This is a genomic window from Pseudomonas simiae, from assembly GCF_000934565.1.
GTDB classification, from domain to species: Bacteria; Pseudomonadota; Gammaproteobacteria; order Pseudomonadales; family Pseudomonadaceae; genus Aquipseudomonas; species Aquipseudomonas simiae.
The window spans coordinates 2,397,245-2,418,492 of sequence record NZ_CP010896.1 but is presented as its reverse complement, the minus strand read 5'-3'; the positions used below and the strand labels follow the sequence as shown (position 1 = coordinate 2,418,492).

The 21,248-nt window shown below is 61.7% G+C and carries 25 protein-coding genes; 13 read left to right on the top strand and 12 right to left on the bottom strand.

Annotated features, from left to right (window positions below):
* Positions 1–8: 8 nt before the first annotated feature.
* Complete coding sequence (locus tag PF1751_RS11030) at positions 9–839, bottom strand: IclR family transcriptional regulator (protein WP_044287015.1); 831 nt, start codon at positions 837–839, stop codon at positions 9–11.
* Between the two features lie 242 nt (positions 840–1,081).
* Between PF1751_RS11030 and PF1751_RS11025 the strand changes: the two genes are divergently transcribed.
* Genes PF1751_RS11025 through PF1751_RS10995 form a run of 7 tightly spaced genes read left to right on the top strand, consistent with a single transcriptional unit; the run spans position 1,082 to position 7,530 of the window.
* A complete protein-coding gene (locus PF1751_RS11025) occupies positions 1,082–2,110 on the top strand; it encodes an ABC transporter ATP-binding protein (protein WP_010211087.1) in 1,029 nt (342 codons plus the stop codon).
* Positions 2,107–2,952, top strand: a complete 846-nt coding sequence (locus PF1751_RS11020) for an ABC transporter permease (protein WP_021493287.1) — start codon at positions 2,107–2,109, stop codon at positions 2,950–2,952. The genes PF1751_RS11025 and PF1751_RS11020 overlap by 4 nt, the downstream gene beginning before the upstream one ends.
* Positions 2,953–2,956: 4 nt before the next feature.
* Positions 2,957–3,751: an ABC transporter permease gene (locus PF1751_RS11015; protein ID WP_010211089.1), complete on the top strand. Its 795-nt coding sequence runs from the start codon at positions 2,957–2,959 to the stop codon at positions 3,749–3,751.
* Positions 3,751–4,041, top strand: coding sequence for a (2Fe-2S)-binding protein (locus PF1751_RS11010; protein ID WP_044287014.1), 291 nt, complete (start codon positions 3,751–3,753; stop codon positions 4,039–4,041). Before PF1751_RS11015 ends, PF1751_RS11010 begins: the two co-directional genes overlap by 1 nt.
* Complete coding sequence (locus PF1751_RS11005) at positions 4,038–5,381, top strand: FAD/NAD(P)-dependent oxidoreductase (RefSeq protein WP_010211091.1); 1,344 nt, start codon at positions 4,038–4,040, stop codon at positions 5,379–5,381. The genes PF1751_RS11010 and PF1751_RS11005 overlap by 4 nt, the downstream gene beginning before the upstream one ends.
* Positions 5,378–6,475, top strand: coding sequence for an NAD(P)/FAD-dependent oxidoreductase (locus PF1751_RS11000; protein WP_044287013.1), 1,098 nt, complete (start codon positions 5,378–5,380; stop codon positions 6,473–6,475). The genes PF1751_RS11005 and PF1751_RS11000 overlap by 4 nt, the downstream gene beginning before the upstream one ends.
* A 14-nt stretch (positions 6,476–6,489) precedes the next feature.
* Entirely contained in the window at positions 6,490–7,530 is a 1,041-nt protein-coding gene (locus tag PF1751_RS10995; protein WP_044287012.1) for an ABC transporter substrate-binding protein, read from the top strand.
* Positions 7,531–7,564: 34 nt separating this feature from the next.
* On the opposite strand, the gene nadE is transcribed toward PF1751_RS10995, so the two are convergent.
* The 3 genes from nadE to PF1751_RS10980 are packed head-to-tail and all read right to left on the bottom strand — an operon-like array spanning position 7,565 to position 10,252.
* A complete protein-coding gene (nadE, locus tag PF1751_RS10990) occupies positions 7,565–8,374 on the bottom strand; it encodes an ammonia-dependent NAD(+) synthetase (protein ID WP_044287011.1) in 810 nt (269 codons plus the stop codon).
* Between the two features lies 1 nt (position 8,375).
* Positions 8,376–9,593, bottom strand: coding sequence for a nicotinate phosphoribosyltransferase (pncB, locus tag PF1751_RS10985; RefSeq protein ID WP_044287010.1), 1,218 nt, complete (start codon positions 9,591–9,593; stop codon positions 8,376–8,378).
* An 11-nt stretch (positions 9,594–9,604) separates the two neighbouring features.
* Positions 9,605–10,252 carry a nicotinamidase gene (locus tag PF1751_RS10980; protein ID WP_044287009.1) on the bottom strand — a complete coding sequence of 216 codons (648 nt, stop codon included), beginning with the start codon at positions 10,250–10,252 and terminating at the stop codon, positions 9,605–9,607.
* Between the two features lie 147 nt (positions 10,253–10,399).
* Between PF1751_RS10980 and PF1751_RS10975 the strand changes: the two genes are divergently transcribed.
* Positions 10,400–11,092 (top strand): NUDIX hydrolase, encoded by a 693-nt coding sequence (locus PF1751_RS10975; RefSeq protein WP_021493289.1) that lies wholly within the window; start codon positions 10,400–10,402, stop codon positions 11,090–11,092.
* A gap of 18 nt (positions 11,093–11,110) precedes the next feature.
* On the opposite strand, the gene PF1751_RS10970 is transcribed toward PF1751_RS10975, so the two are convergent.
* Positions 11,111–11,884, bottom strand: coding sequence for an L-iditol 2-dehydrogenase (locus PF1751_RS10970; protein ID WP_044287008.1), 774 nt, complete (start codon positions 11,882–11,884; stop codon positions 11,111–11,113).
* 18 nt (positions 11,885–11,902) lie between these two features.
* Complete coding sequence (locus PF1751_RS10965) at positions 11,903–13,213, bottom strand: ABC transporter substrate-binding protein (protein WP_044287007.1); 1,311 nt, start codon at positions 13,211–13,213, stop codon at positions 11,903–11,905.
* A gap of 211 nt (positions 13,214–13,424) precedes the next feature.
* On the opposite strand from PF1751_RS10965, the gene PF1751_RS10960 reads away from it, so the two are divergent.
* From PF1751_RS10960 to PF1751_RS10950, 3 genes are all read left to right on the top strand, one after another.
* A complete protein-coding gene (locus PF1751_RS10960) occupies positions 13,425–14,363 on the top strand; it encodes an AraC family transcriptional regulator (RefSeq protein ID WP_021493291.1) in 939 nt (312 codons plus the stop codon).
* A gap of 155 nt (positions 14,364–14,518) precedes the next feature.
* Complete coding sequence (locus PF1751_RS10955; protein WP_044287006.1) at positions 14,519–15,466, top strand: nucleoside-specific channel-forming protein Tsx; 948 nt, start codon at positions 14,519–14,521, stop codon at positions 15,464–15,466.
* A 14-nt stretch (positions 15,467–15,480) separates the two neighbouring features.
* Complete coding sequence (locus tag PF1751_RS10950; protein ID WP_044287005.1) at positions 15,481–16,503, top strand: purine-nucleoside phosphorylase; 1,023 nt, start codon at positions 15,481–15,483, stop codon at positions 16,501–16,503.
* Positions 16,504–16,518: 15 nt separating this feature from the next.
* Here the strand turns inward: PF1751_RS10950 and PF1751_RS10945 are convergent, their stop codons facing one another.
* The 3 genes from PF1751_RS10945 to PF1751_RS10940 all read right to left on the bottom strand — a co-directional run bounded on the left by PF1751_RS10945 (position 16,519) and on the right by PF1751_RS10940 (position 18,536).
* Entirely contained in the window at positions 16,519–17,478 is a 960-nt protein-coding gene (locus PF1751_RS10945) for a quinone oxidoreductase family protein (RefSeq protein ID WP_044287004.1), read from the bottom strand.
* Between the two features lie 30 nt (positions 17,479–17,508).
* Positions 17,509–17,682 (bottom strand): DUF1427 family protein, encoded by a 174-nt coding sequence (locus PF1751_RS28295; RefSeq protein ID WP_080923195.1) that lies wholly within the window; start codon positions 17,680–17,682, stop codon positions 17,509–17,511.
* 89 nt (positions 17,683–17,771) lie between these two features.
* Positions 17,772–18,536 carry an AraC family transcriptional regulator gene (locus tag PF1751_RS10940; RefSeq protein ID WP_021493294.1) on the bottom strand — a complete coding sequence of 255 codons (765 nt, stop codon included), beginning with the start codon at positions 18,534–18,536 and terminating at the stop codon, positions 17,772–17,774.
* Between the two features lie 146 nt (positions 18,537–18,682).
* On the opposite strand from PF1751_RS10940, the gene PF1751_RS10935 reads away from it, so the two are divergent.
* Complete coding sequence (locus PF1751_RS10935; protein WP_010211107.1) at positions 18,683–18,955, top strand: hypothetical protein; 273 nt, start codon at positions 18,683–18,685, stop codon at positions 18,953–18,955.
* Positions 18,956–18,984: 29 nt separating this feature from the next.
* Here PF1751_RS10935 and PF1751_RS28290 read toward each other — a convergent pair whose 3' ends face one another.
* The 3 genes from PF1751_RS28290 to PF1751_RS10925 all read right to left on the bottom strand — a co-directional run bounded on the left by PF1751_RS28290 (position 18,985) and on the right by PF1751_RS10925 (position 20,190).
* Entirely contained in the window at positions 18,985–19,155 is a 171-nt protein-coding gene (locus PF1751_RS28290; RefSeq protein ID WP_010211108.1) for a metallothionein, read from the bottom strand.
* Between the two features lie 89 nt (positions 19,156–19,244).
* Positions 19,245–19,697 carry a DMT family transporter gene (locus PF1751_RS10930; protein ID WP_010211110.1) on the bottom strand — a complete coding sequence of 151 codons (453 nt, stop codon included), beginning with the start codon at positions 19,695–19,697 and terminating at the stop codon, positions 19,245–19,247.
* Positions 19,698–19,701: 4 nt separating this feature from the next.
* Entirely contained in the window at positions 19,702–20,190 is a 489-nt protein-coding gene (locus PF1751_RS10925; protein WP_044287003.1) for a DMT family transporter, read from the bottom strand.
* Positions 20,191–20,308: 118 nt separating this feature from the next.
* On the opposite strand from PF1751_RS10925, the gene PF1751_RS10920 reads away from it, so the two are divergent.
* Positions 20,309–21,241 carry a LysR family transcriptional regulator gene (locus tag PF1751_RS10920; RefSeq protein ID WP_021493295.1) on the top strand — a complete coding sequence of 311 codons (933 nt, stop codon included), beginning with the start codon at positions 20,309–20,311 and terminating at the stop codon, positions 21,239–21,241.
* Positions 21,242–21,248 lie beyond the last annotated feature (7 nt).

The following is a 21,248-nucleotide window of genomic DNA, read 5'->3' as shown; positions in this document are numbered from 1 at the left end:
TGAAATCGTTACCCGCCGAAGGTTTGTGAGGGCCGGCGCAACGTCGGATCAAACGGATTGATCCGGGGCCCGATCGCCGCCGCTTCGCGCTTCAACAACTCCACCACCATTGGCAACCGGCTCGGCCCCAGCCGATCGCTGATGGTCGCCACACTCAATGCCGCCACCGCATGTCCGTCACGATTGAGGATCGGCACCGCCAACCCCGCCATGCCTTCCAACACCCCGGTATTGCGTGCGGCATAGCCCAGGTTGCGCACGTTCTCCACTTCCGAGCGCAGCAGCACTTCGTCATACAGGTGGAAGTCCTTGAGCCGTGGCAAGTTGTAACGGATCACCGTCTCGCGCTCCTCCTCCGGCAAGAACGCCAGGATCGCCAGGCTGCCCTGCCCCACACCCAATGCCACGCGCCCGCCGATATCGCCGGTGAAGGTGCGGATCGGGTACGGGCCTTCGCTGCGGTCCAGGCAGATCGCATCGAAGCCTGAACGCGCCAGCAGGAACAGCGAATCACCCAATGATGCGCTCAGGCGCAACATGCTTGGCCGCACCAGGTCACGCAGGTTGCCGGTCTTGCCCGCATGCGCCGCCAGGGCGAAGAACTCCAGGCTCAGGCGATAGCGCTTGCTGCGCGCGTCCTGCTCGACCATGCCTTCGTCCATCAGACTGCGCAGCAGCCGGTGAGTGGTGGGTTGGGACAGGCCCACCTGTTGCGCGAGTTGGGTAACGCGTTCGCCGCCCTCCGGCACCTGACCCAGGGTGCGCAGCAGCGCGAACAGCCGAGACACCGAACCGGCACCAACTTCCTTACCGCCATCATTTCGACCAGTGGAATCCATAACAACCAATCTCTTAGTTAATTCCGGTGAGTGAATAAATTTGAAAATAATAGTCCATTCAGTGAAATTCCATCTTCCGCCCATCCTAGTCTTCGTCCTAATCTGCGTCCACAGGGGCGAATTGAACAACTAACGGCAGCCGACTCAAGATCGAGCGCCAACGCACCGGCTACACCTCATTCGCATCTGCCCAAAACAAAAAAGCGCGTTTCGACGCGACTCAAAAAAGGTGGAACGCAGACATGGCATTTCTCCAACTCAACGCCTTGAGCAAACGCTATGGCGCCGTCGATGCGGTGGTCGCCACTGACCTTGCGGTGGAAAAAGGCGAGTTCGTTTCCCTGCTCGGCCCCTCGGGCTGTGGCAAGACCACCACGCTGCAAATGATCGCCGGCTTCGTTGATGTAAGTGGCGGGCAGATCCTGCTCGACGGCCGTGACATCACCCACGCCAAGCCCGCCAGTCGAGGCCTGGGCGTGGTGTTCCAGAGCTACGCGCTGTTCCCGCACATGAGCGTGCGCGACAACGTCGCCTTCGGCCTGAAGATGCGCAAAGTGCCGGCCGCCGAGATCGCCAGCAAGGTCAAGACTGTGCTGGAACTGGTGCGCCTGGCCCCCCACGCCGACCGTTACCCGCGTGAACTGTCCGGCGGCCAACGCCAGCGCGTGGCCCTCGCCCGCGCACTGGTGATTGAGCCGCCGGTGTTGCTGCTGGATGAACCGCTGTCCAACCTCGACGCCAACTTGCGCGAAGAGATGCAGTTCGAAATCCGCCGCATCCAGTGCGCCGTCGGTATCACCACCTTGATGGTCACCCACGACCAGGCCGAAGCGCTGTCCATCAGCGACCGCGTGGTGGTCATGCAAGCCGGGCGCGTGACCCAGATCGACGCACCGTACAAGCTCTACGAACACCCGCGTACCCGCTTCATCTCGGACTTTGTCGGCAAGGCTAACCTGTTGCCGGGCGACTACGACCTGTTGGGAAGCCCACAAGTACGTCACGAAAGCGGCGACGGCGAACTGACCCTGAGCCTGCGTCCGGAAAAGATCCAATTGGTCGACGCAGGCAGCGGCCGACTGCAGGGCAAGGTCCTCGACAGCTACTTTTTCGGCAGCCAATGGCTGTATCGCATCCACACCAGCCTGGGCGAAATCACCGTGGTGCGCAGCAACGACGGCAGCGCGCCGCTCGGTTACGGTGCGGCGGTGGGCCTGGACTGGCAAGCCAGTCTGCTACGCGTGTTGGCGAAGGATGAGGTGCACGCATGAGCCGGGGCTACCTGTTGTCATTGCCCGCCCTGGTGCTGTTTGCCGGGTTGCTGATCCTGCCGTTGGGGCTGACCCTGGTGTTGTCGTTCAACGTGTTCGACTACCAGGTGGGCGTGAAGGCCGATGAATGGACCTTCGCGCATTACCTGTCGCTATTGAGCGACTCGTACTTCTACGAGATCTTCTGGCGCACCTTCTGGATCAGTGCACTGGTCACGCTGTTGTGCGTGCTGATCGGTGTGCCCGAGGCCTACATCCTCAGCCGCATGGGCACGCCATGGCGCTCGATCTTCCTGATCCTGATCCTTACGCCCTTGCTGATTTCGGTGGTGGTGCGCGCCTTTGGCTGGAGCCTGTTGCTTGGCGCAGACGGGTTGGCGAACCAGGTCATCCAGTTCCTCGGCGGGCGCCCGGTGAAGCTGCTGTACACGCCGTTCGCGGTGATCATTGCCCTGGTGCACGTGATGCTGCCGTTCATGATCATCCCGGTGTGGACCTCCCTGCAGAAGCTCGACCCGTCGGCTGAACAAGCCGCGTTGTCCCTGGGCGCCAGCCAGGCCACGGTGATGCGCAAGATCGTATTGCCGCAGGTCATGCCCGGCGTGCTGTCCGGCACCTTGATCGTGTTTGGCCTGGCCGCCAGTTCCTTTGCGATCCCTGGCCTGCTCGGCGGTCGTCGCCTGAAAATGGTCGCCACCGTGGTGTACGACCAATACCTCTCGGAACTCAACTGGCCCATGGGCGCGACCATCGCGGTGGTGCTGCTGTTGGTCAATCTGCTGATCATGCTGAGCTGGAACCGCATGGTCGAAGGCCGCTACAAAAAGTCCCTGGGGGTTTAAGCGCATGTCCAGAAACGGTCCTTTGGCCCTCGGTTTCCACGGTGTGGTGGTGCTGTTCATGATGGCGCCACTGGTGGTGGTGTGCCTGGTGGCCTTCACGCCGGAAAACACCTTGAGCCTGCCCACGTCGGGCTTCTCCCTGCGATGGTTTCGCGCGGTGTTCGAGCGCGCGGATTTCATCCAGGCGTTCTATAACAGCCTCATTCTGGCATTCACAGCCGCGACCCTGGCCACCTTGATTGCCGTGCCAGCGGCCTTGGCGATCAGCCGGTACACATTCCCAGGGCGCAATTTTTTCAGCGCGTTGTTCCTGTCGCCGATCATCATCCCGCACCTGGTGCTGGGCGTGGCGATGCTGCGCTTGTTCGCGCTGATGGGCGTCAATGGCAGCTTCACCTGGCTGATGCTGGCCCATGTGGTGATCATCACCCCGTACGTGCTGCGCCTGGTGTTGGCCGCCGCGATTGGTATTGATCGCAGCGCCGAGCAGGCTGCCGAGTCCCTGGGTGCCAGCCGCTTTACGCTGTTTCGCCAGATCACCCTGCCGATGATCCTGCCCGGCGTGGCGGGCGGCTGGCTGTTGGCGTTCATCAACAGTTTCGATGAGGTGACGTTGTCGATCTTCGTCAGTTCGCCGGCGACCCAGACCTTGCCGGTGCGCATGTATGTGTATGCCACCGAGTCCATCGATCCGATGATGGCGGCGGTGTCGGCGCTGGTGATTGCATTGACAGCGGCCACCATGATCCTGTTGGACCGGGTCTACGGCCTGGACCGTGTATTGGTGGGGAAACACTGATGGCCCTGTTCAAACGCCTGGCCGAAACCCAGCGCCCTGCCCTGGCCTTCACCCTTGATGGGCAACATGCCAGCGGTTTGCTCGGTGACACCCTGCTGACCGCCGTACTGACCTGCGCCGAACACCTGCGTGGCAGCGACTTCAGCGCCGAACGACGGGCCGGTTTCTGCCTGATGGGCGCGTGCCAGGATTGTTGGGTGCGGCTTGAAGACGGGCGCCGCGTGCGCGCCTGTTCGACGCTACTGGAAGAAGGCCAGGCCATCAGCCGCGATCCGGGACGCCGACCATGAAGCCCGTGGTGATTGTGGGCGCAGGCCCGGCCGGAATCAGCGCGGCGCGCACGTTGCTCGACCACGGCATCAAACCTTGCCTGGTGGATGAAAGCTTGCGCGGCGGCGGGCAGATTTATCGACGTCAACCGCTGGGCTTTCAACGCACCGCCAAGCAGATCTACGGATTTGAAGCGCGCAAGGCCCAAGCCATGCACCGCACGATGGATGAGCTCGCCCCCCTGATCGACTACCGCCCTGAAACCCTGGTGTGGAATGCCGAGGACGGGCGCCTGGACATGCTCAACAACGGCCGCGCCGAAAGCATCGAGTACGCGCAACTCATCGTCGCCACGGGCGCCACCGACCGCATCCTGCCCGTGCCGGGATGGACCTTGCCGGGCGTGTATAGCCTGGGTGCGGCGCAAATCGCGCTGAAGTACCAGGGCTGCGCCATCGGTGAGCGCGTCGCGTTTTGTGGCAGCGGGCCGTTGCTCTACCTGGTCGCCTATCAATACGCCAAGGCCGGCGCCAGGGTGGTGGCGGTGCTCGACAGCGCGCCGTTCAGTGCCCAGTGCCGTGCATTACCCGCGCTGTTAGGGCAACCGGCGACGTTAGCCAAAGGTTTGTATTACCGCGCCTGGCTGACGGCCCATGGGATTCCCGTGCATCAAGGCGCCACGCTTCAACAGATCGACGGCGCGCAACGGGTCAGCGGCATTCAATGGGATGATCAGGCCTTGGAATGCGACGCCGTGGCCTTCGCCCACGCCCTGCGCAGCGAGACGCAGCTGGCGGACTTGCTCGGCTGTGAATTCGCTTGGAGTGCCCTGAACCGCGCATGGTTGCCCCATCGGGACAGCGCCGGACGCAGCAGCGTCAATGGCGTGTACCTGGCGGGCGATGGCGCCGGAATCATGGGCGCGGATGCGGCGCAAATGGCGGGTGAACGTGCGGCGCTGGCCGTGCTCGAGGATTCGCGCATTGCCATCGATCACCGCCGCCCTGCTGTGCTGGAGCAACAACTGACGGCCATCCAGCGCTTTCGCCATGGCTTGGAAACCGCATTCCCGTTCCCGGAGGAATGGGCAGCCGAAGCCCCCGATGAGTTGATCCTCTGTCGTTGCGAAGAAGTCAGCGTCGGCGACGTACGTGCGGTGGTGGATGAAGGTCACTGGGAGATCAATCGCGTCAAGGCCCATTGTCGGGTAGGCATGGGCCGCTGCCAGGGCCGGATGTGCGGGTTGGCGGCAGCGGAGATTGTCGCCGAACGCAGTGGTCGGGCCATCGAACACGTCGGCCGCTTGCGGGGCCAGGCGCCGATCAAACCGCTCCCGTTTGGCGTGGAGGTACAGGCATGATCGACGTCATCGTACTGGGCGGCGGGATCGTCGGCGCCTCGGCAGCGCTGATGCTGGCGCAGAAAAGCCAGCGGGTGGCGCTGGTGGAGCGGGATTTCTGCGGCTCCCATTCCAGCGGCGTCAACTATGGCGGCGTGCGGCGCCAAGGCCGGCCATTGCACCAGTTACCACTGTCGCAACGCGCCCACCAGCTGTGGGCGGACTTGCCGGGATTGATCGGCATTGACGGCGAATACGTGCGCTCCGGGCATTTGAAGCTGGCGCGCAGTCACGCCGATTTCTCAGCGTTGCAGGCGTATGCCGAGCAGACACGGGGATTTGGCCTGGGTTTGCAGTTGCTCGACTACACCGCATTGCGTGCACGCTTCCCGTGGGTCGGTGATATCGCCGTAGGCGCCTCGCTCTGCCCGGAAGATGGCCACGCCAACCCACGTCTGGTATCGCCCGCCTTTGCTCGCGCGGCGAAACACCGCGGTGCGCACATTTATGAACAGTCGCAGGTCACGCGTATCGAGCATGACGGCCAGCACTTCCAGGTGCACTGCGCCAACGGCCTGCATCTACAAGCGCCGTGGCTGCTCAATTGCGCCGGGGCGTGGGCAGGTGCGGTGGCCGAGCAGTTTGGCGAAGCAGTGCCTATGACTTCGGCACACCCGGCGATGCTGGTCACTGAGCCCTTGCCGGTAGTGATGGACGTGAGCACTGGCGTCGAAGGTGGTGGGATCTATGCACGACAGGTCGCCCGGGGCAATTGCATCCTCGGCGGCGGTCGCGGCTTTGCCCTCGGCCCGCAGCAAGCACGACCTGGGCAGGCCGCGGTGCTGGAGATCCTGCGCAATGCCGGCGAGCTGTACCCGTTCCTCAAAGGTGCCCAGGCCATCCGCACCTGGAGTGGCACCGAAGGTTACCTCCCCGATCATGAACCGGTGATCGGCCCCAGCAGCACTCAACCCGGCCTGCTCCACGGTTTCGGCTTTGCCGGCGCCGGGTTCCAGCTCGGTCCTGCGGTCGGTGAAGCCTTGGCAGAGACCGTCTGCGACGGAGCCAGCCGCCAACCCATCGAAGCGTTTTCCATCCGTCGTTTCCAAGCCTGAGAGGAAAAACATCCATGAACCCACGTATTGCGCTGTCCTGCTTGTCCCTCGCCCTGCTCGCCTCCACCGCGCACACCGCGCACGCCGCGCCCACGCTGTACCTGGGCATGAACGGCGGCACCATGGAGCGGGTGTACGCCGATAAGGTGCTGCCCGCGTTCGAAAAGGCCAATAACGTCAACGTGGTGATCGTGCCCGGCACCTCGTCGGACATCCTCGCCAAGGTCCAGGCCAACAAAGACAACCCGCAGATGCACGTGATGTTCCTCGATGATGGGATCATGTACCGCGCCATCGCCATGGGCCTGTGCGACAAGCTGGCGCCAAGCCCGACCCTGGAACAGATCCCCGCCAAGGCGAAGATCAAGGAAGAAGCCGTGGCCGTAACCCTCGGCGTCACCGGCCTGGGCTACAACGCCAAGATGTTCAAGGAAAAAGGCTGGGCCGCGCCCACCTCCTGGATGGACCTCGCCGACCCGCGCTTCAAGGACAAAGTGGTGTTCCAGTCCCTGGCTTCATCCACCTTCGGCCTGCACGGTTTCCTGATGTTCAACCGTATCCAGGGCGGCGACGAAACCAACGTGGACCCCGGCTTCAAGGCCTGGCCGAAAACTGTCGGCCCCAATGTGCTGGAATACATCGCCAGCTCCGCGAAGATCTCCGAAATGGTGCAGACCGACGAAGCCGCGATCTTCCCGCTGACGCCCACCCAGGTCGCCACCCAGAAACTGCTCGGCGTGCCCATGGAATATGCGCAACCCAAGGAAGGTGCGGTGGTGCTGAACGTGGCTGAATGTGTGATTGCCCGTAACGACCAGCCGGAACTGGCGCAGAAACTGGCAGCCTTCCTGCTCACCGCCGAAGCCCAGGCCCCGGCGCTGGAAGAAGGTGACCAGATCCCATCGAACCCGACCACGCCGACCACCGACAAGACCCGGGCACGGGTCGAAGCCATGCAGGGTTACTTGCAGACCGCGATTTCAATTGATTGGGACCAGGTCAACCAGGCGCGGCCGGAGTGGAATGCGCGCTGGAGCCGCTCAATCGAACGTTGACCGAAATCCCCTGTAGCAACTGGCTCGCCAGCGCCTACAAGGGGGTAATGGGCAGCGCGCGTTTGTGGGCGGTCTTCAGGTAGGCCTGCTCGACAATGGTTCTCACGCGCTCGCTCACCGGTTCGCCCATCAGGTAGGCGTCGATCTCTGCATACGTGCAACCGTAGGCATATTCATCCAGCTTGCCGGGTACGAGTTCTTCCAGGTCGGCGGTGGGGTGTTTGTGCACCAGGTTGTCGGGGGCGCCAAGGGCCGTGGCGAGCAGGCGCACCTGGGTTTTTGTCAGGCCTGACAGCGGGGCCAGATCGCAGGCGCCGTCACCGAACTTGGTGAAAAATCCCATCAAGGCTTCAGCGCCGTGGTCGGTACCGACCACCAGGCCGTCATGCAAGTTGGCCACGGCGTACTGGGCGATCATCCGCGTGCGTGCCTTGACGTTGCCCTTGATGAAATCGACATGGGCGGCGCTGACTTCAGTGGTGGTCAGGCTGGCCATGAGGCCGTCGACGCTGGCGGCGATGTTGAGCGTGTCGATCTGGTCCGGGGTGATGAACGCCAGGGAGGCCTGGGCGTCGCTTTCGTCGGCCTGGGTTTTATAAGGCAGGCGCATGGCGATGAAGCGCGCGGCGTAGTCTTCGTCGCGCAATTGCGTCACTGCCAACTGGCACAGACGACCGGCCGTGAGGGAGTCAACACCCCCACTGATGCCCAGTACCAACGCCTTGCAGCCGGAGCCGCGCAAAGTGGCCTTGATGAAGTCGATGCGCCGCTGGATTTCGTTGGCCTCACCGCCCTTCACCAGCGTGCGGTCGATATTCAGTTCCTGCACGATACGGTCTTGCATGTCATACCTCCACGTGGCCGACGTTGAATACCTTGGCTGCATACTGCAAAAACGAGGCGTCTTCGCAGACGTTCTTGACCGGGTCGTCCGAGAATTTAACCACCGGTTCGCCATGCACCCGCACCAGCTTCATCACGATGCTCAACGGCTCCACGCCCTCCACATCGCAGGCCAGGCTGGTGCCCATGCCGAACCCGAACCGGGCCTTGCCACGCACGTGGCGCAGGATCGGCAGGCATTTTTCGAAGTTCAGGCCGTCGGAGAACATCAAGTCCTTGGTCATCGGGTCGATGCCCAGTTGCTTGTAGCGGGCCAGCACCTTGTCGGCCCAGACGATGGGGTCACCGGAATCCTGGCGCAGGCCGTCATACAGCTTGGCGAAGTAAAGGTCGAAGTCCTTGAGGAAAAAGTCGGTGCTGATGCAGTCAGTCAGGGCGATACCCAGGCGGCCACGGTATTCGCGCACCCAGTTTTCCAGCGCAGCGTTCTGGCTTTCGCGCAGCCGCCCCAGTTGCTGGTGCACCATCAGCCATTGGTGGGCCATGGTGCCGATCAGCGGCAGGTCGAATTCGTAGGCCAGGTGCGCGTTACTGGTGCCGACGAACTGACCGGGGAAGTCGCGGCGCATGATATCGACCACCTCGCGCTGGGCCTTGAATGACAGGCGCCGCCGGGTAGAAAAGTCGGACACACGCAGGTCGGCCAGCTCTTCGCGGCTGAGGTTTTTCTCCAACCAGTCGAACTTCTGGTAGAGCTTGCGGGTGACGTCTTCCAGGGTCACATCGGGGTATTTGTCGCGGTTGCGCAGCTCACTGACCAGGGCCAAGACCGGCTGTTCGAACATGATGCAGTGCAGCATCGGGCCAACCACGCGGATGTTAAGTTGGCCGTCGATTTCGCTGACGTGAATGTAACGCAGGTTGAAGCGGAACAGGCCGAGGAAACGCTCGTAATCCGGGGTGAGGTATTCGCGAAAGCGCGGGTTGAACAGAAAGCGCAGTTCACCTTCACGCATGTGCAGCCCGGCCATTTTCTCAATCTCGGCGCGCAGTTCGGGGATCAAGTGGCCGAGTTTCTCCTTGGAGCGGACGATGAAGTTGTATTCCACATCGACATTCGGGTGTTGGTGCAACACGGCTTGCATCATGGTGAAGGTGTAGTAATCGGTGTCGAGCAAACCCTGGATAACGGGCGTTTCGTAGTCGTAGGCACTTTCCATGGTGTCTCTCCTTAACGCGCGGCCATCGCGGCCAGTTCTTCGCGGGTGCTGCTGATGACGGCACCAGCCTTGAGCAACTCATTGACCGCCTGCACACCCCCCTCCTCCGTGATACCTCGGCATGCCGGCAAATGCAGGATCACCTCCAGGCCGGCCTTGAGCAATTGCGACGCGGTGGTCTTGACGCAGTAGTCCAGGGCCAGGCCGCCGACGATCACGCGGGTCACGCCTTGGGCTTTCAGGTACTCGATCACGCCGGTGGACAGTTTGTCGTGCAGGTCGTGGTAACAGGCGCCGTAGGGGTGCAGGTCGGGTTCAACACCTTTCCAGATGAAGTAGTCATAGTCATAGGGCGTAGGCAACGCGTCCAGCAAGGTGAAGCCCTCGGTGCCCGGTACGCAATGGCTCACCCAGGTCACATCGGCATGGGCCAGGCCGGTGGGTTGCAACATCTCGCTGTGCTGCGACACCACCCAGGGCGCATGCGGGGTGTGGGCATCCTTGCTGCCGACGCGATGGCCGGCCAGGCTGGCCATGTAGTTGAGCTCGGCACCGATCTGGTCGCCGCCGGCCACCGGCAATTCGTTGGGGCACAGTGGCGTGAAGCTCTTCTGGGCGTCGACATCGAATGAAGCAATGGCAGTTTTCGCGAGGGTCATGGCGGTTCTCCTGTGGCCTGGAAACAAAAGTACACGTCATGTACTTTCATTGCAAGAAACATTTGGTTATCTACGCTTGAGCCAGTACATGACATATCTGCTCGATTCGTTAGACTGTGCCCCACAGCTGTCTAGAAGGACGTCAACATGCCCCTTAGCCCCTACCTGCACACGGTCGACCTGTGCGTACTGTTTTACTGCCGCGCCGCTGGCGAACTGAAACTGTTGCTGAACAAGCGCGAGGCCGAGCCGTTCGCCGGGCATTGGGCGCTACCGGGTGTGGTGGTGAATGGCGATGTGCAAGATCTGAGCCTCCAGGCTGCGGTGGAGCGTTTGCGTGCAAGTGACAAGGTCGGGCTGAGCCTGGCCTGGAGCGAGCAAGTGGGTACGGTGGGCGATGCATTTCGCGACCCGCGCTGCTGGTCGTCGTCCACCTATTACCTGGCGATCGTGAGCGATGAGACGCAGTTGGGTGAGCACCAAGACTGGTTTTCACTGAAGGCAGTGGCCGATGGCAGCATCAAGCTGCCCTTCGATCACAACAGCATCGTGGCCGCCGTGCAGGAACGCTTGTTCTCCAAGTCGCTGTACAGCAGCTTGCCGCTGATGTTCCTGGGCAATGAGTTCAGCGCGCCGGAAGCGACCACGATTTTTTCCCTGGTGCTGGCGCGGCCGGTGTTGAAGACCAGTATTCGTCAGCGCTTGCTGAAGCTGACTGAGGCGGGGTATTTGCGCGAGACGGGGCGTAAAAAGCAAGGTGAAGGCGGCAGGCCCCAGGCAACGGTGGAAAACCTGAAGCCCGGGGATATTTATTTCTTCGACCGCAGTTTTGCCGAGTAAAACACTCGCTGCCGGAGTTCAATTCATCCAGTTGCCGCCGTCGACGTTGTAGGTCTGGGCCACCACATAGTCGGCCTCTTTGGAAGCCAGGAAGATTGCCATACCCGTCAAGTCTTCCGCCGTGCCCATGCGCCCAAACGGCACCTCCGCCCCTACGCGCTGCTTCTTCTCGCCCGGTGCCAGGCCCTCGTGCTTGGCAAACAATGCATCCACGCCATCCCAATGCTCCCCATCCACTACACCGGGTGCGATGGCGTTGACGTTGATCCCCTGCTTGATCAGGTTCAACCCCGCCGATTGCGTCAGGCTGATCACCGCCGCCTTGGTCGCGCAATAGATCGCCACCAACGGCTCACCCCGGCGCCCGGCCTGGCTGGCCATGTTGATGATCTTGCCGCCGTGGCCCTGCCTGATCATCTGCCGCGCCGCAGCCTGCAGGGTGAACAGCGTGCCGGCGACGTTGATCGAGAACAGCCGATCGTAACTGTCGCGGGTGATGTCGACGATGGGCGCCAGGTCGAACAATGCGGCGTTGTTGATGAGGATATCGAGCTTGCCAGCCTGGGCGACCACCGCGGTAATTGCGCCGTCGATGGACACCTGATCGGTGACGTCCATGGCGACGGCATAGGCCTGTGGGCCCAATTCAGCGGCGGTGGCCTGGGCCCGTTGCAGGTCGATGTCGGCGATGGCCACGGTGGCGCCTTCGGCGATGTAGGCCTGGGCAAAGGCGCGGCCGATACCACGCGCCGAACCGGTGATCAGTGCGCTCTTGCCTTCAAGTCGTTTCATGGAAAAGTCCTGTTGAAGTTATTTCGGGTAGCCGGCGCGTTTCATTTCGCGCTCGGTGGTGGACTGGGCGTCCAGCAAGGCCTGGTCAACCGACATACCGCCAGTCAACGCCGCCGAAAACAGCTTGCCGACCGAGGTGCCAATCGCCTGGAACTCGGGAATGGTCACGTACTGGATGCCCACGTACGGCACTGGCTTGGCCGAAGGATGCGCGGGGTCGGCGTGCTTCATCATCTCCAGGGTCACCTGGGCGAACGGTGCGGCCTTCAAGTACGCCTCGCTGTAGGTAGACTGGCGAGTGCCTGGCGGTACGTTGGTGATGCCTTCTTTGTCGGCGACCAACTGGATGTAGTCCTTGGATGTCGCCCAACTGATGAACGCCTTGGCGGCGTCCTTGTGCTTGGAGGTGGCCGGAATCGCCAGGGACCAGGCGTACAACCAGGACGAGCCTTTGTCGGTGACTTCGGTAGGCGCGGCGGCGAAACCAACGCTGTCGGCGACCTTGCTCTGGCGCTTGTCGGTGGTGAAGGAGCCGGCGACGCTGGCATCGACCCAGATCGCGCATTTGCCGCTGTTGAACAGTGCCAGGGTTTCGTTGAAACCATTGCTGGAAACGCCCGGCGGGCCATATTGCTTGAGGGTGTTGACGTAGAAGTTGGCGGCCGCCGTCCACTCGGGACTGGTCAGCTCGGGCTTCCACTGCTCGTCGAACCAACGTGCGCCAAAGGCGTTGGCCATGGTGCTCAGCAAGGCGATATTTTCACCCCAGCCGGCCTTGCCGCGCAGGCACATGCCGTATTGGCCTTTGTCCTTGGCGGTGAGCTTGGCGGCGAACTCGCCGAGCTGGCTCCAGGTAGGATGCGCGGGCATGCTCAACCCGGCCTGCTTGAACAGGTCGGTGCGGTAGTAGGTGACGGTGCTTTCGCCGTAGAACGGCAAGGCGTACAGGGTGTTGTTGACCGACAGGCCCTGGCGCACCGAAGGGAAGATGTCGTCGGCGTCGTAGTCGGGCGGCAGTTGAGTCAAGGGTTCCAGCCAGTGCTTGGCGCCCCACAATGGGGTTTCGTAGGTGCCGATGGTCAGCACATCGAACTGCCCGCCCTGGGTGGCGATATCGGTGGTAAGGCGCTGGCGCAGCACGTTTTCTTCCAGTACCACCCAGTTGAGCTTGATGTCCGGGTGCTGCTCTTCGAACACCTTGGACAGGCGCTGCATGCGGATCATGTCGCTGTTGTTGACCGTGGCGATGGTCACGGTGTCGGCGGCGTGGCTGGGTATGGCCAGCGCCAGGCCGGAAAGCAGGAACAACGCTTGCGGGAGCTTGGACATAGCGGTTTCTACCTGTTGTTTTTGTTGTTGAGGGCCGATTACAGCAGCTTGACCAAGCCCCCACAAACGCGTGGAGGATGAGCGAGTGGTACTTTTTTAACCTTGGCGCGAAGGTTAAAAAAGTATCAGTGCCAGGCAAAACCAGGGGTAGCGCGCCCCTGTCCGAGGCGCGTATTTTGGAGCGATTCCAAGCATCATAAGAATCCCCGCCATGCCCATCAGCCGCGCCAAGCTGTTCGAGCACCGCCCCGCCGAACTCGAAGTGATCCTGCCCGAGCCAGAGCATTGCTTTCGCTGGTTTGAACACGACTACCCCTATGACCTGGCGCGCTGGAACCACCACCCCGAATTTGAAATCCACCTGATCCGTCAAGGCAGCGGCAAACTGGTAGCGGGCGACTACATCGGTGCGTTCAGTGCCGGGCATGTGGCCCTCATCGGCCCTGACCTGCCCCACGACTGGATCGGCGAACTGGCGCCCGGCGATTACCTGACCGGCCGCGATGTGGTACTGCAATTCGACGGCGCCGCCCTCCTCGCCCTGCGCACAACCCTGCCAGAACTCGGTGACCTGCAACCGCTGTTCGAGCATGCCCGCCGCGGGCTGGAATTCACTGGCGACACCGCGTTGCAGGCTGCGCGCTTGATGGAAGCCATCGGCACCGCCCACGGCCTGCAACGCTTGATCCTGTTCCTGCAACTGCTCGATACCCTGAAGAACGCCCCGACGCAACAGGTCAAGGCCCTGGCCAGCCCCTGCTATGCGCCGACGCTGGATGCACGCAGCGCCGAACGCATCAACCAGGCGTTCGATTATCTGATGCGCGAGTTGACCGGCGATGTGCGCCTGTCGGTAATCGCACAGCAACTGGAGATGAGCGAGCCGGGCTTCTCACGTTTCTTCAAGCGCAACACCGGCCACGGGTTCATCGACCTGATGCGCAAGTTCCGTGTCCAGCGCGCCTGCCGGCTGCTGTTGCAAAGCGACATGTCGGTGGCGGACATCTGCTTTGAAGTGGGCTACGCCAACCTGTCCAATTTCAACCGGCACTTTCGCATCGAGATGCACCAGACGCCGAGCGATTATCGACGGGAAACCGCGATGCATCTGTTCCAGTGCATTGAGAAAATGACACCCAGTCAATTCTGACCAAAAGGTCGACTAAATCGCATTTTTTTCAGTTTGATCAAGCCATTGAGCAAACTTGGTACAGCCTGTGCAAACGTTTGCGGTACGAACTTGCCTGCCAAGTTCATCCTTACCCGAAGCATCGGGTTCAAACCGCGTACGAATAGGGATTTTCAATGCACTCCACCTCAAGGCGTCCTGCCCTCTTTGGTGTTTCCTTGCTACTGTCCGCCGTTACGGGAGTACTCAGCGCCCCCATTTTGGCGCAGGCCAAACCCGTCGATGACTCAGCACAGGGCGAAACCCTCAGCCCTGAAGCCAGCCCGGCGAAAAAAGGCGTGTACCTGTCGGACTGGTTCAACCAGGACCTGACATTGATCGGCAGCAAAGACATCAGCTTCGGCCCCAAGCCGCAGGATGACATCTACCTGGAATACGAGTACTTCGGCCGCAAGGGGCCCTTCGAGTTGTACGGCTATATCGACGTGCCGAAGATCCTCACCATCGGTAACAGTAATGACAAAGGCGTGTGGGACCATGGTTCGCCGGTGTTCATGGAACACGAACCCCGTATCTCCATCGACTACCTGGCCGGCCGCAGCCTGGCGATCGGGCCATTCAAAGAATGGTACGTGGCGTTCGACTGGATCTACGACCACGGCAGCCGCAAGGAAAACCGCGCCAACACCCTGTACAGCGGCCTCGGCACCGACATCGACACCCATTCGCGGGTGAACCTGTCGGCCAATTTCTACGGGCGCTACCAGTGGGAAAACTACGGCGCCAGCAATGAATATTCATGGGACGGCTACCGCGCGCAAATGAAGTACATCGTGCCCATCGGCAAGTTTGATAACGGCGCCTCGCTGACCTACATCGGCTTTACCAACTACGATTTCGGCTCCGACCTGCACAAGGACAACCCGGCGCGAACCGCCAACTCCCTGGTGGCGACCAACGTGCTGCTGTACTCGTTTACCCACCTGCGCTTCACCCTGGTCGGCCGTTACTTCCATAACGGCGGCAACTGGGAAGACGGCAGTGAGTTGAATTTCGGCGAAGGCAACTTCCGCGCCCGTTCCGACGGCTGGGGTTACTACGCCGGCGTGGGCTACCAATTCTGATAAAGGAGCTTTAGATGAAAGCGTTTACACGTCTCTCAATAGCCATCGGCCTGGCCATGCTGCCCCACGTGGTACTGGCTGATACAACTGCGCCGATCAAACCCAAGGTCATGCTGATCACCATGTTCGCCCCCGAGGCGCAAACCTGGATCGATCGCCTGGAACTCAAGCAGGAAGTGCGCGTGCCAGGACTGTCCGCCGAATACCCGGTGATCCGCTGCAACACTCAGGACGTGTGCCTGTTGGTCACCGGCATGGGCCAGACCAACGCTGCCGCGTCCACGCTGGCCTTGGCGTTGTCGCCCAAATTCGACCTGCGCAAGAGCTACTTCCTGATCGCGGGGATCGCCGGCATCAGCCCCAAGCACGGCACCATCGGCACCGCCGCCTGGGCCCACTACCTGGTGGAGTTCGGCACCCAGTGGGAGCTGGATTCGCGGGACGCGCCCAAGGATTGGCCGACGGGCTACATCGGCATCAACACCAAAGGTCCCAACGAGAAACCCCCGTTGGATTACAAGACCGAAGTGTTCGAGCTGAACCCCAAGTTGCAGGCCAAGGCATTCGCCTTGTCGCAGAACGTCGAACTCACTGAAAGCAAGGAATCCGCCGCCTGGCGCAAACACTATCCCGCCGCGCCGGCCAACCAGCCGCCGCAAGTCACCCGCTGCGACACCCTGGCGGGCAACACCTGGTTTTCCGGTACGCGCCTGAGCGAACGCGCCGAAGTCTGGACCAAGCTGCTGACCGACAACAAAGGCGAATACTGCACCACCCAGCAGGAAGACAATTCCACCTATGAAGCACTGCTGCGCGCCAGCCGCGAAGGTCTGGTGGATATCCAGCGCCTGGCGGTGGTACGTGCAGGCTCGGACTTCGACCGTCCGTACCCTGGCTACAGCGAAGTGGACAACCTGCTGAAGTACGCGGATCAGGGCGGTTTTGTGCCAGCGCTGGAGAACCTGTACCGCACGGGCAACCCGTTGGTACAGGCAATCCTCAAGAACTGGTCAGCCTGGGAAAAGGGCGTTCCGTAGGCATGACCGACAGGATTAAGGCAGGAGGATGATTTTGTCTGCGCTGCCTTGATTCACCGCCTCATAGCACTGCACCCCATCGGCCAGCGCCACTTCACGCAGGCCGGTGGGCAGCGGCAGCAAGCCGTCATCAAAGAAACGTCCGAACTGCTCCAGCATCACCGCGCATTGCTCGCAGGTGTAGAGCAACGAATTGATCCCCACTACCGAGCCACCTTTGCGATACAAGGCCAGGGCGGGTAACTGTACATAGCCATCCCCCGGCGCAGCGATGATGGCGATGCGTCCGAACGGTGCCAACGCGGAAACGGCCGCCGGTAGCCAGAAACCGGTGGTGTCGAAGATCACATCGGCACCGCCCTTGAACACCCCATTGACCTGCACAGCGAGGTCTTCGGGTTTACCCAAGGTCATCGCGTCGAAACCTTGCGCCTGCAATACCTCGACCTGCTCCGGCCGGCGCACAGCGGCCAGTACCTGTGCGCCACGGATTTTCGCCAGGGCCAGGGTTGCGCTGCCCACGGCGCCATTGGCCCCCATCACCAATAAGCGCGTGCCCTTGGTCACGCCACTGCGTTCCAGCGCATCCCAGGCGGTGGTGTACGGCACACCGAGGCTGGCGGCCTGGGCAAAACTCAGATGGCTGGGCTTAGGCGCCACGCCCTTGGCCGACACGGTGAGGTATTGGGCGTGGGAACCGTCGGCAAAAAAGCCCAGGTCGCGGCCGGTGCCCCAGACTTCCTGGCCTACCAGGTCCTGCGGCCCCTCCACCACCACCCCGGCAAAATCGCGGCCGGGAATGCGCGGCAATGTGGTGTAGGGAAAGCGGCCGAGCACGTTTTTGACGTCGCTGGGGTTAAGACCGGCGGCCTTGATCTGCACCAGCACTTCACCGGCAGCCGGCACCGGGGTGGCGACGTCAACGAAGTGGAGGGCGGCGAGGTCACCGGTGGCGGAAAATTGCAGTGCGTTCATGGCCAATATCCATCGAAGTGAAAAAAGAGATCAGGAGAACCAGGCGGCTATCAGCTGCCGGCCCATGGGCCAGAGCTTTTCGCCCAGCAACATGCCCATCAGGCCCACCAGGGCGATGGCCGGCGGTGCGGGTGAACGAAAATCCAAGGCGCCGTAGATCACGCCGACAAACAAACCGATGGCGAGGGAAATCAGGTAGTTCATGAGGACCGTGCCTTAGAGGTGAATGCGCTCAGTGTAGAGAGCACCTTCCTGAAGCATCGGCCAAGTGCTTCAGGATTTCGGCCAAACCCTCAGTCGACGTAGTGCGAAGGCGCCACACCGAGTTCGCGGCGGAACATGTCGCTGAAACTGCTGGGGGAGTAACCGAGGGAGCGCGCGATGGCACTGACAGACTGGCCTTGGATCAACTCCGCCACTGCGGTGGCCAATTGCACCTGGCGGCGCCATTCGGCGAAGCCCATGCCCAAATTGTTCTGGAACAGTCGCGACAAGGTGCGCACGCTGGCACCGGCGGTTTCGGCATGATGTTCGAAAGCAACCTCCAGGGAGGGCGCAGCCATGATGGCCTGGCACGCAGTGATCAGCCGTCGGTCAGCGCCCACCGGCATGGCGATGCGGATCTGCGAACGCCGCGCCCGCTGCAACTCCAGCAAGGCCAGGCTGACCACGGCGTCGTAATACGCCGCCTCGCCGCTATCGCCCTCCTCCACCAGCGTGACGATCAACTCACGCAGCAACCCACCGACTTCGATCACCTGCACCTGGCTGTCCAACGTGGCCGCCAGTGCCGGGCGCAGGTAGATGTTGCGCATCTGCAAATCCGACACCACACGAATCCCATGCGCCACCCCGGGCGGCAGCCAAACGGCGCGTTGTGGCGGCACCACCAGGGCTTCGCGCGGTGTCTCGACCCACATCACGCCGCTCATGGCATAGAGCAATTGGCCCCAGTCATGGCTATGGGGTTCAACGTACAGCCCACGCGGATAAGTGCGCGCCAGGGGCTGCACGGGGACGGCGTGATCACTGAGGTCGGGCGGCGCAGCCAGGGCCATGGAGTGCACATCAAGCAAGGGTGAGCCGCCATGGTAATGACCACCGCCCGACAATCCGAGTGAATTTTTGCGACCCGCGGGGATCATTGGCTTATACCGGCGCAGCTCGGAAGCGCGCGCCACCCGCTTGATCAAGGAGAGAGACAATGGATTCAACACAATCGGTCAACGGCAAGGCACAGATCGACTACACCCAGGACACCCTGTTCGGGCCGATTACCCGGCATGTCGAATGCCAAGTGAGCGTGCAACATCAACCTGGCTGGACGGTACTCAACGTGTTCCAACCGTTGCCGGACGATCTACGTGATGCGCAAACGGTGGTGTTGGCGCTGGAGGGGCGTCGCACGAGCGGGGTTGTAAAGCATCGTCGAAACCTGGCGGACCATAGCTTGCGGCTCGAACTCGAGCGGCAATAGGAGCCGGCAGGCCGGCTCCCGCAAACATGTCAGCTTTTGGCGGACTTGGCGCACTCGCAGCCGGTTGCCGCCGCACACGGCTCACCATGGGCATGGTGCTCCGCACAGCCCTGACAGCAATAGCCCTTGCCGTCCTTCATTACCGCGTCAGCTCCCAGCACACACTTGCAGTGTGGGCAGGCACAGGTTTTATCTGGCATGGTCAGACTCCTTTTTCATGGTCGTCCCGGTGCGGCGGGCGCCGGCACCTTAATCAGTGACTGCGGCCCGCCGGCGATGGTTCAAACCGTCAGTCGGTGCGGGTATTGCTGCGGTACATGAACACCAGGGCCAGGGCGAGGCACACCATCGCCACGATCCGCGCCCCCGACAACTCAATCGCCGGGTTGCCCAGCCAGCCAAAGTTGTCGATCAGCATGCCCATGCCCAATTGCCCGACGATCACCGCCACCGTCGCAACCGCCGTGCCGACGACAGGCACTGCGCCGACCATGACCATCATGTACACCACGCCGAACAAGGCCCCCGTGAGTTGCCATTTCGGCACCTCCAGCAAGCTCACCGCCTGGGCAGGCTCAAAGAACAGAATCAACAACGCGGTGACAATCGCCCCGACCACAAAGGTCACCAGGCTGCCGCGCAACACACCCACCGTCTGGCCCAAGCGACCATTGATGGCGGCTTGCACACTCAACACCGCACCTGCGGCGACCACAACAACCAGTAACAGAATCAGATTCATCGCCTTAACCTCGTGCAATCAGAACAAGTGCCACCACAATCAAGGTCAAGGCGATCCAGCGTTCGCCATTGACCCGCTTGCGCGCCGTGCCGAACCAGCCGAAATGGTCGATCAGCACGCTCTTGCCAACTTGACCCGAGAGAATCGCGATCATGGTCATCGCGATGCCGATATGGGGCGTGGCCAGGGTCAGCACCACCACATAGATCGGCCCTAGGAAACCGCCGATCAACTGCCAACGTGGCAGCTCGGAGAGTGCCGGGCCTTTTTGCGGGCCGCTGAACAACAGCAGCAGAAACAGGATGGCCGAGCCCACGCCAAAGATGCTCAATGTCGCCCACAAATGCCCGACCTGCACACCCAATGGCCCGAGCAGGCCGGCTTCAATCGACAATCCCATGCCAGCCAGTATCACCAGCGGCAAAAGCAGTAGCCGCAGGACATTTTTTTTCGGCTTGGCGTGCGCCACACCCTCAATGGAACTCGCTTGCATACATCACCTGCACATCAACAAAGGATTGGATGGCGCGCATTATCCGGTGGCAGTCCTATGCGATAAATGGGAGCATGCCTACAACACCTTTGCGCAAAACGCACAGCCTGGAGACACCATGCAAGGCTTGAATGAACTGAGCTTCAAGGCACTGCGCCTGTTCGTCGCCGTGCTGGACTTAGGCAGCTTTTCCGAAGTGGCGCGCCGTGAGGGCCTGGCGCCCTCCTCCATTTCCCGGCAGATCCAGCTGATGGAACAGGCCCTCGGCCAGCAGTTACTCTACCGTCACACCCGCGCAGTCAGCCCTACCGAAGCCGGACGCCTGCTCGGGCGACATGCCCGCTTGATGCTGGAACAACTGGAAGCCGCCGGCCAGGCGCTGCAGGAACAGGAAAGCGAGCCCAGCGGCCTGGTGCGCATCAATGCGCCGATGGTGTTCGGGCAGCGCCATCTCTCCCCTTGGCTGGGCGAGTTGTGCCGGCGTTATCCAAAACTGCAATTGGATATCCAGCAAACCGACACCTACGTCGACCCGCTGCAAGACGGCACCGACCTGCTCTTTCGCATCGGTGTGCTCAACGACTCCAGCATGCAGGCACGCATCTTCGCTCCCCAACGCTTTCGCATCGCCGCCAGCCCTGCCTACCTGATCCGACATGGCACCCCCAAACATCCTGACGAACTGATCAACCACCAGTGCCTGGCCTACAAAGGCATCACCGGCCAGCAACGCTGGTTCTTCCGCAAGGGCCAGGGCGACTGGGCACCTTATAGCGTCAAGGGCCCGATCACCGGCAACCATGCCGACACCCTCACCCACGCCGCCGAACAAGGGTTGGGACTGGTGGTGTTTCCTTCCTGGTTGATCGGCGACAGTTTGCGCGCGGGCACTTTGCAGGCGGTGCTGACGGAGTACGAAGTGGCGACAACATTGGAGCCACAGCAGATTGCAGCCCTGTGGCCGGGGAGCCGACGGTTGTCGCTGAAGGTGCGGACGGTGATTGATTACTTTGTAGAGTGCTTTGGCGGGGTGCCTTATTGGGATCGGTGAGCTTTGT

What these genes read in the sequence shown, in the direction of transcription:
- PF1751_RS11030 (WP_044287015.1), bottom strand. Translation starts at nt 839, where the DNA reads ATGGATTCCACTGGTCGAAATGATGGCGGTAAGGAAGTTGGTGCCGGT.
- PF1751_RS11025 (WP_010211087.1), top strand. Translation starts at nt 1,082, where the DNA reads ATGGCATTTCTCCAACTCAACGCCTTGAGCAAACGCTATGGCGCCGTC.
- PF1751_RS11020 (WP_021493287.1), top strand. Translation starts at nt 2,107, where the DNA reads ATGAGCCGGGGCTACCTGTTGTCATTGCCCGCCCTGGTGCTGTTTGCC.
- PF1751_RS11015 (WP_010211089.1), top strand. Translation starts at nt 2,957, where the DNA reads ATGTCCAGAAACGGTCCTTTGGCCCTCGGTTTCCACGGTGTGGTGGTG.
- PF1751_RS11010 (WP_044287014.1), top strand. Translation starts at nt 3,751, where the DNA reads ATGGCCCTGTTCAAACGCCTGGCCGAAACCCAGCGCCCTGCCCTGGCC.
- PF1751_RS11005 (WP_010211091.1), top strand. Translation starts at nt 4,038, where the DNA reads ATGAAGCCCGTGGTGATTGTGGGCGCAGGCCCGGCCGGAATCAGCGCG.
- PF1751_RS11000 (WP_044287013.1), top strand. Translation starts at nt 5,378, where the DNA reads ATGATCGACGTCATCGTACTGGGCGGCGGGATCGTCGGCGCCTCGGCA.
- PF1751_RS10995 (WP_044287012.1), top strand. Translation starts at nt 6,490, where the DNA reads ATGAACCCACGTATTGCGCTGTCCTGCTTGTCCCTCGCCCTGCTCGCC.
- nadE (WP_044287011.1), bottom strand. Translation starts at nt 8,374, where the DNA reads ATGCAAGACCGTATCGTGCAGGAACTGAATATCGACCGCACGCTGGTG.
- pncB (WP_044287010.1), bottom strand. Translation starts at nt 9,593, where the DNA reads ATGGAAAGTGCCTACGACTACGAAACGCCCGTTATCCAGGGTTTGCTC.
- PF1751_RS10980 (WP_044287009.1), bottom strand. Translation starts at nt 10,252, where the DNA reads ATGACCCTCGCGAAAACTGCCATTGCTTCATTCGATGTCGACGCCCAG.
- PF1751_RS10975 (WP_021493289.1), top strand. Translation starts at nt 10,400, where the DNA reads ATGCCCCTTAGCCCCTACCTGCACACGGTCGACCTGTGCGTACTGTTT.
- PF1751_RS10970 (WP_044287008.1), bottom strand. Translation starts at nt 11,884, where the DNA reads ATGAAACGACTTGAAGGCAAGAGCGCACTGATCACCGGTTCGGCGCGT.
- PF1751_RS10965 (WP_044287007.1), bottom strand. Translation starts at nt 13,213, where the DNA reads ATGTCCAAGCTCCCGCAAGCGTTGTTCCTGCTTTCCGGCCTGGCGCTG.
- PF1751_RS10960 (WP_021493291.1), top strand. Translation starts at nt 13,425, where the DNA reads ATGCCCATCAGCCGCGCCAAGCTGTTCGAGCACCGCCCCGCCGAACTC.
- PF1751_RS10955 (WP_044287006.1), top strand. Translation starts at nt 14,519, where the DNA reads ATGCACTCCACCTCAAGGCGTCCTGCCCTCTTTGGTGTTTCCTTGCTA.
- PF1751_RS10950 (WP_044287005.1), top strand. Translation starts at nt 15,481, where the DNA reads ATGAAAGCGTTTACACGTCTCTCAATAGCCATCGGCCTGGCCATGCTG.
- PF1751_RS10945 (WP_044287004.1), bottom strand. Translation starts at nt 17,478, where the DNA reads ATGAACGCACTGCAATTTTCCGCCACCGGTGACCTCGCCGCCCTCCAC.
- PF1751_RS28295 (WP_080923195.1), bottom strand. Translation starts at nt 17,682, where the DNA reads ATGAACTACCTGATTTCCCTCGCCATCGGTTTGTTTGTCGGCGTGATC.
- PF1751_RS10940 (WP_021493294.1), bottom strand. Translation starts at nt 18,536, where the DNA reads ATGGCCCTGGCTGCGCCGCCCGACCTCAGTGATCACGCCGTCCCCGTG.
- PF1751_RS10935 (WP_010211107.1), top strand. Translation starts at nt 18,683, where the DNA reads ATGGATTCAACACAATCGGTCAACGGCAAGGCACAGATCGACTACACC.
- PF1751_RS28290 (WP_010211108.1), bottom strand. Translation starts at nt 19,155, where the DNA reads ATGCCAGATAAAACCTGTGCCTGCCCACACTGCAAGTGTGTGCTGGGA.
- PF1751_RS10930 (WP_010211110.1), bottom strand. Translation starts at nt 19,697, where the DNA reads ATGAATCTGATTCTGTTACTGGTTGTTGTGGTCGCCGCAGGTGCGGTG.
- PF1751_RS10925 (WP_044287003.1), bottom strand. Translation starts at nt 20,190, where the DNA reads ATGCAAGCGAGTTCCATTGAGGGTGTGGCGCACGCCAAGCCGAAAAAA.
- PF1751_RS10920 (WP_021493295.1), top strand. Translation starts at nt 20,309, where the DNA reads ATGCAAGGCTTGAATGAACTGAGCTTCAAGGCACTGCGCCTGTTCGTC.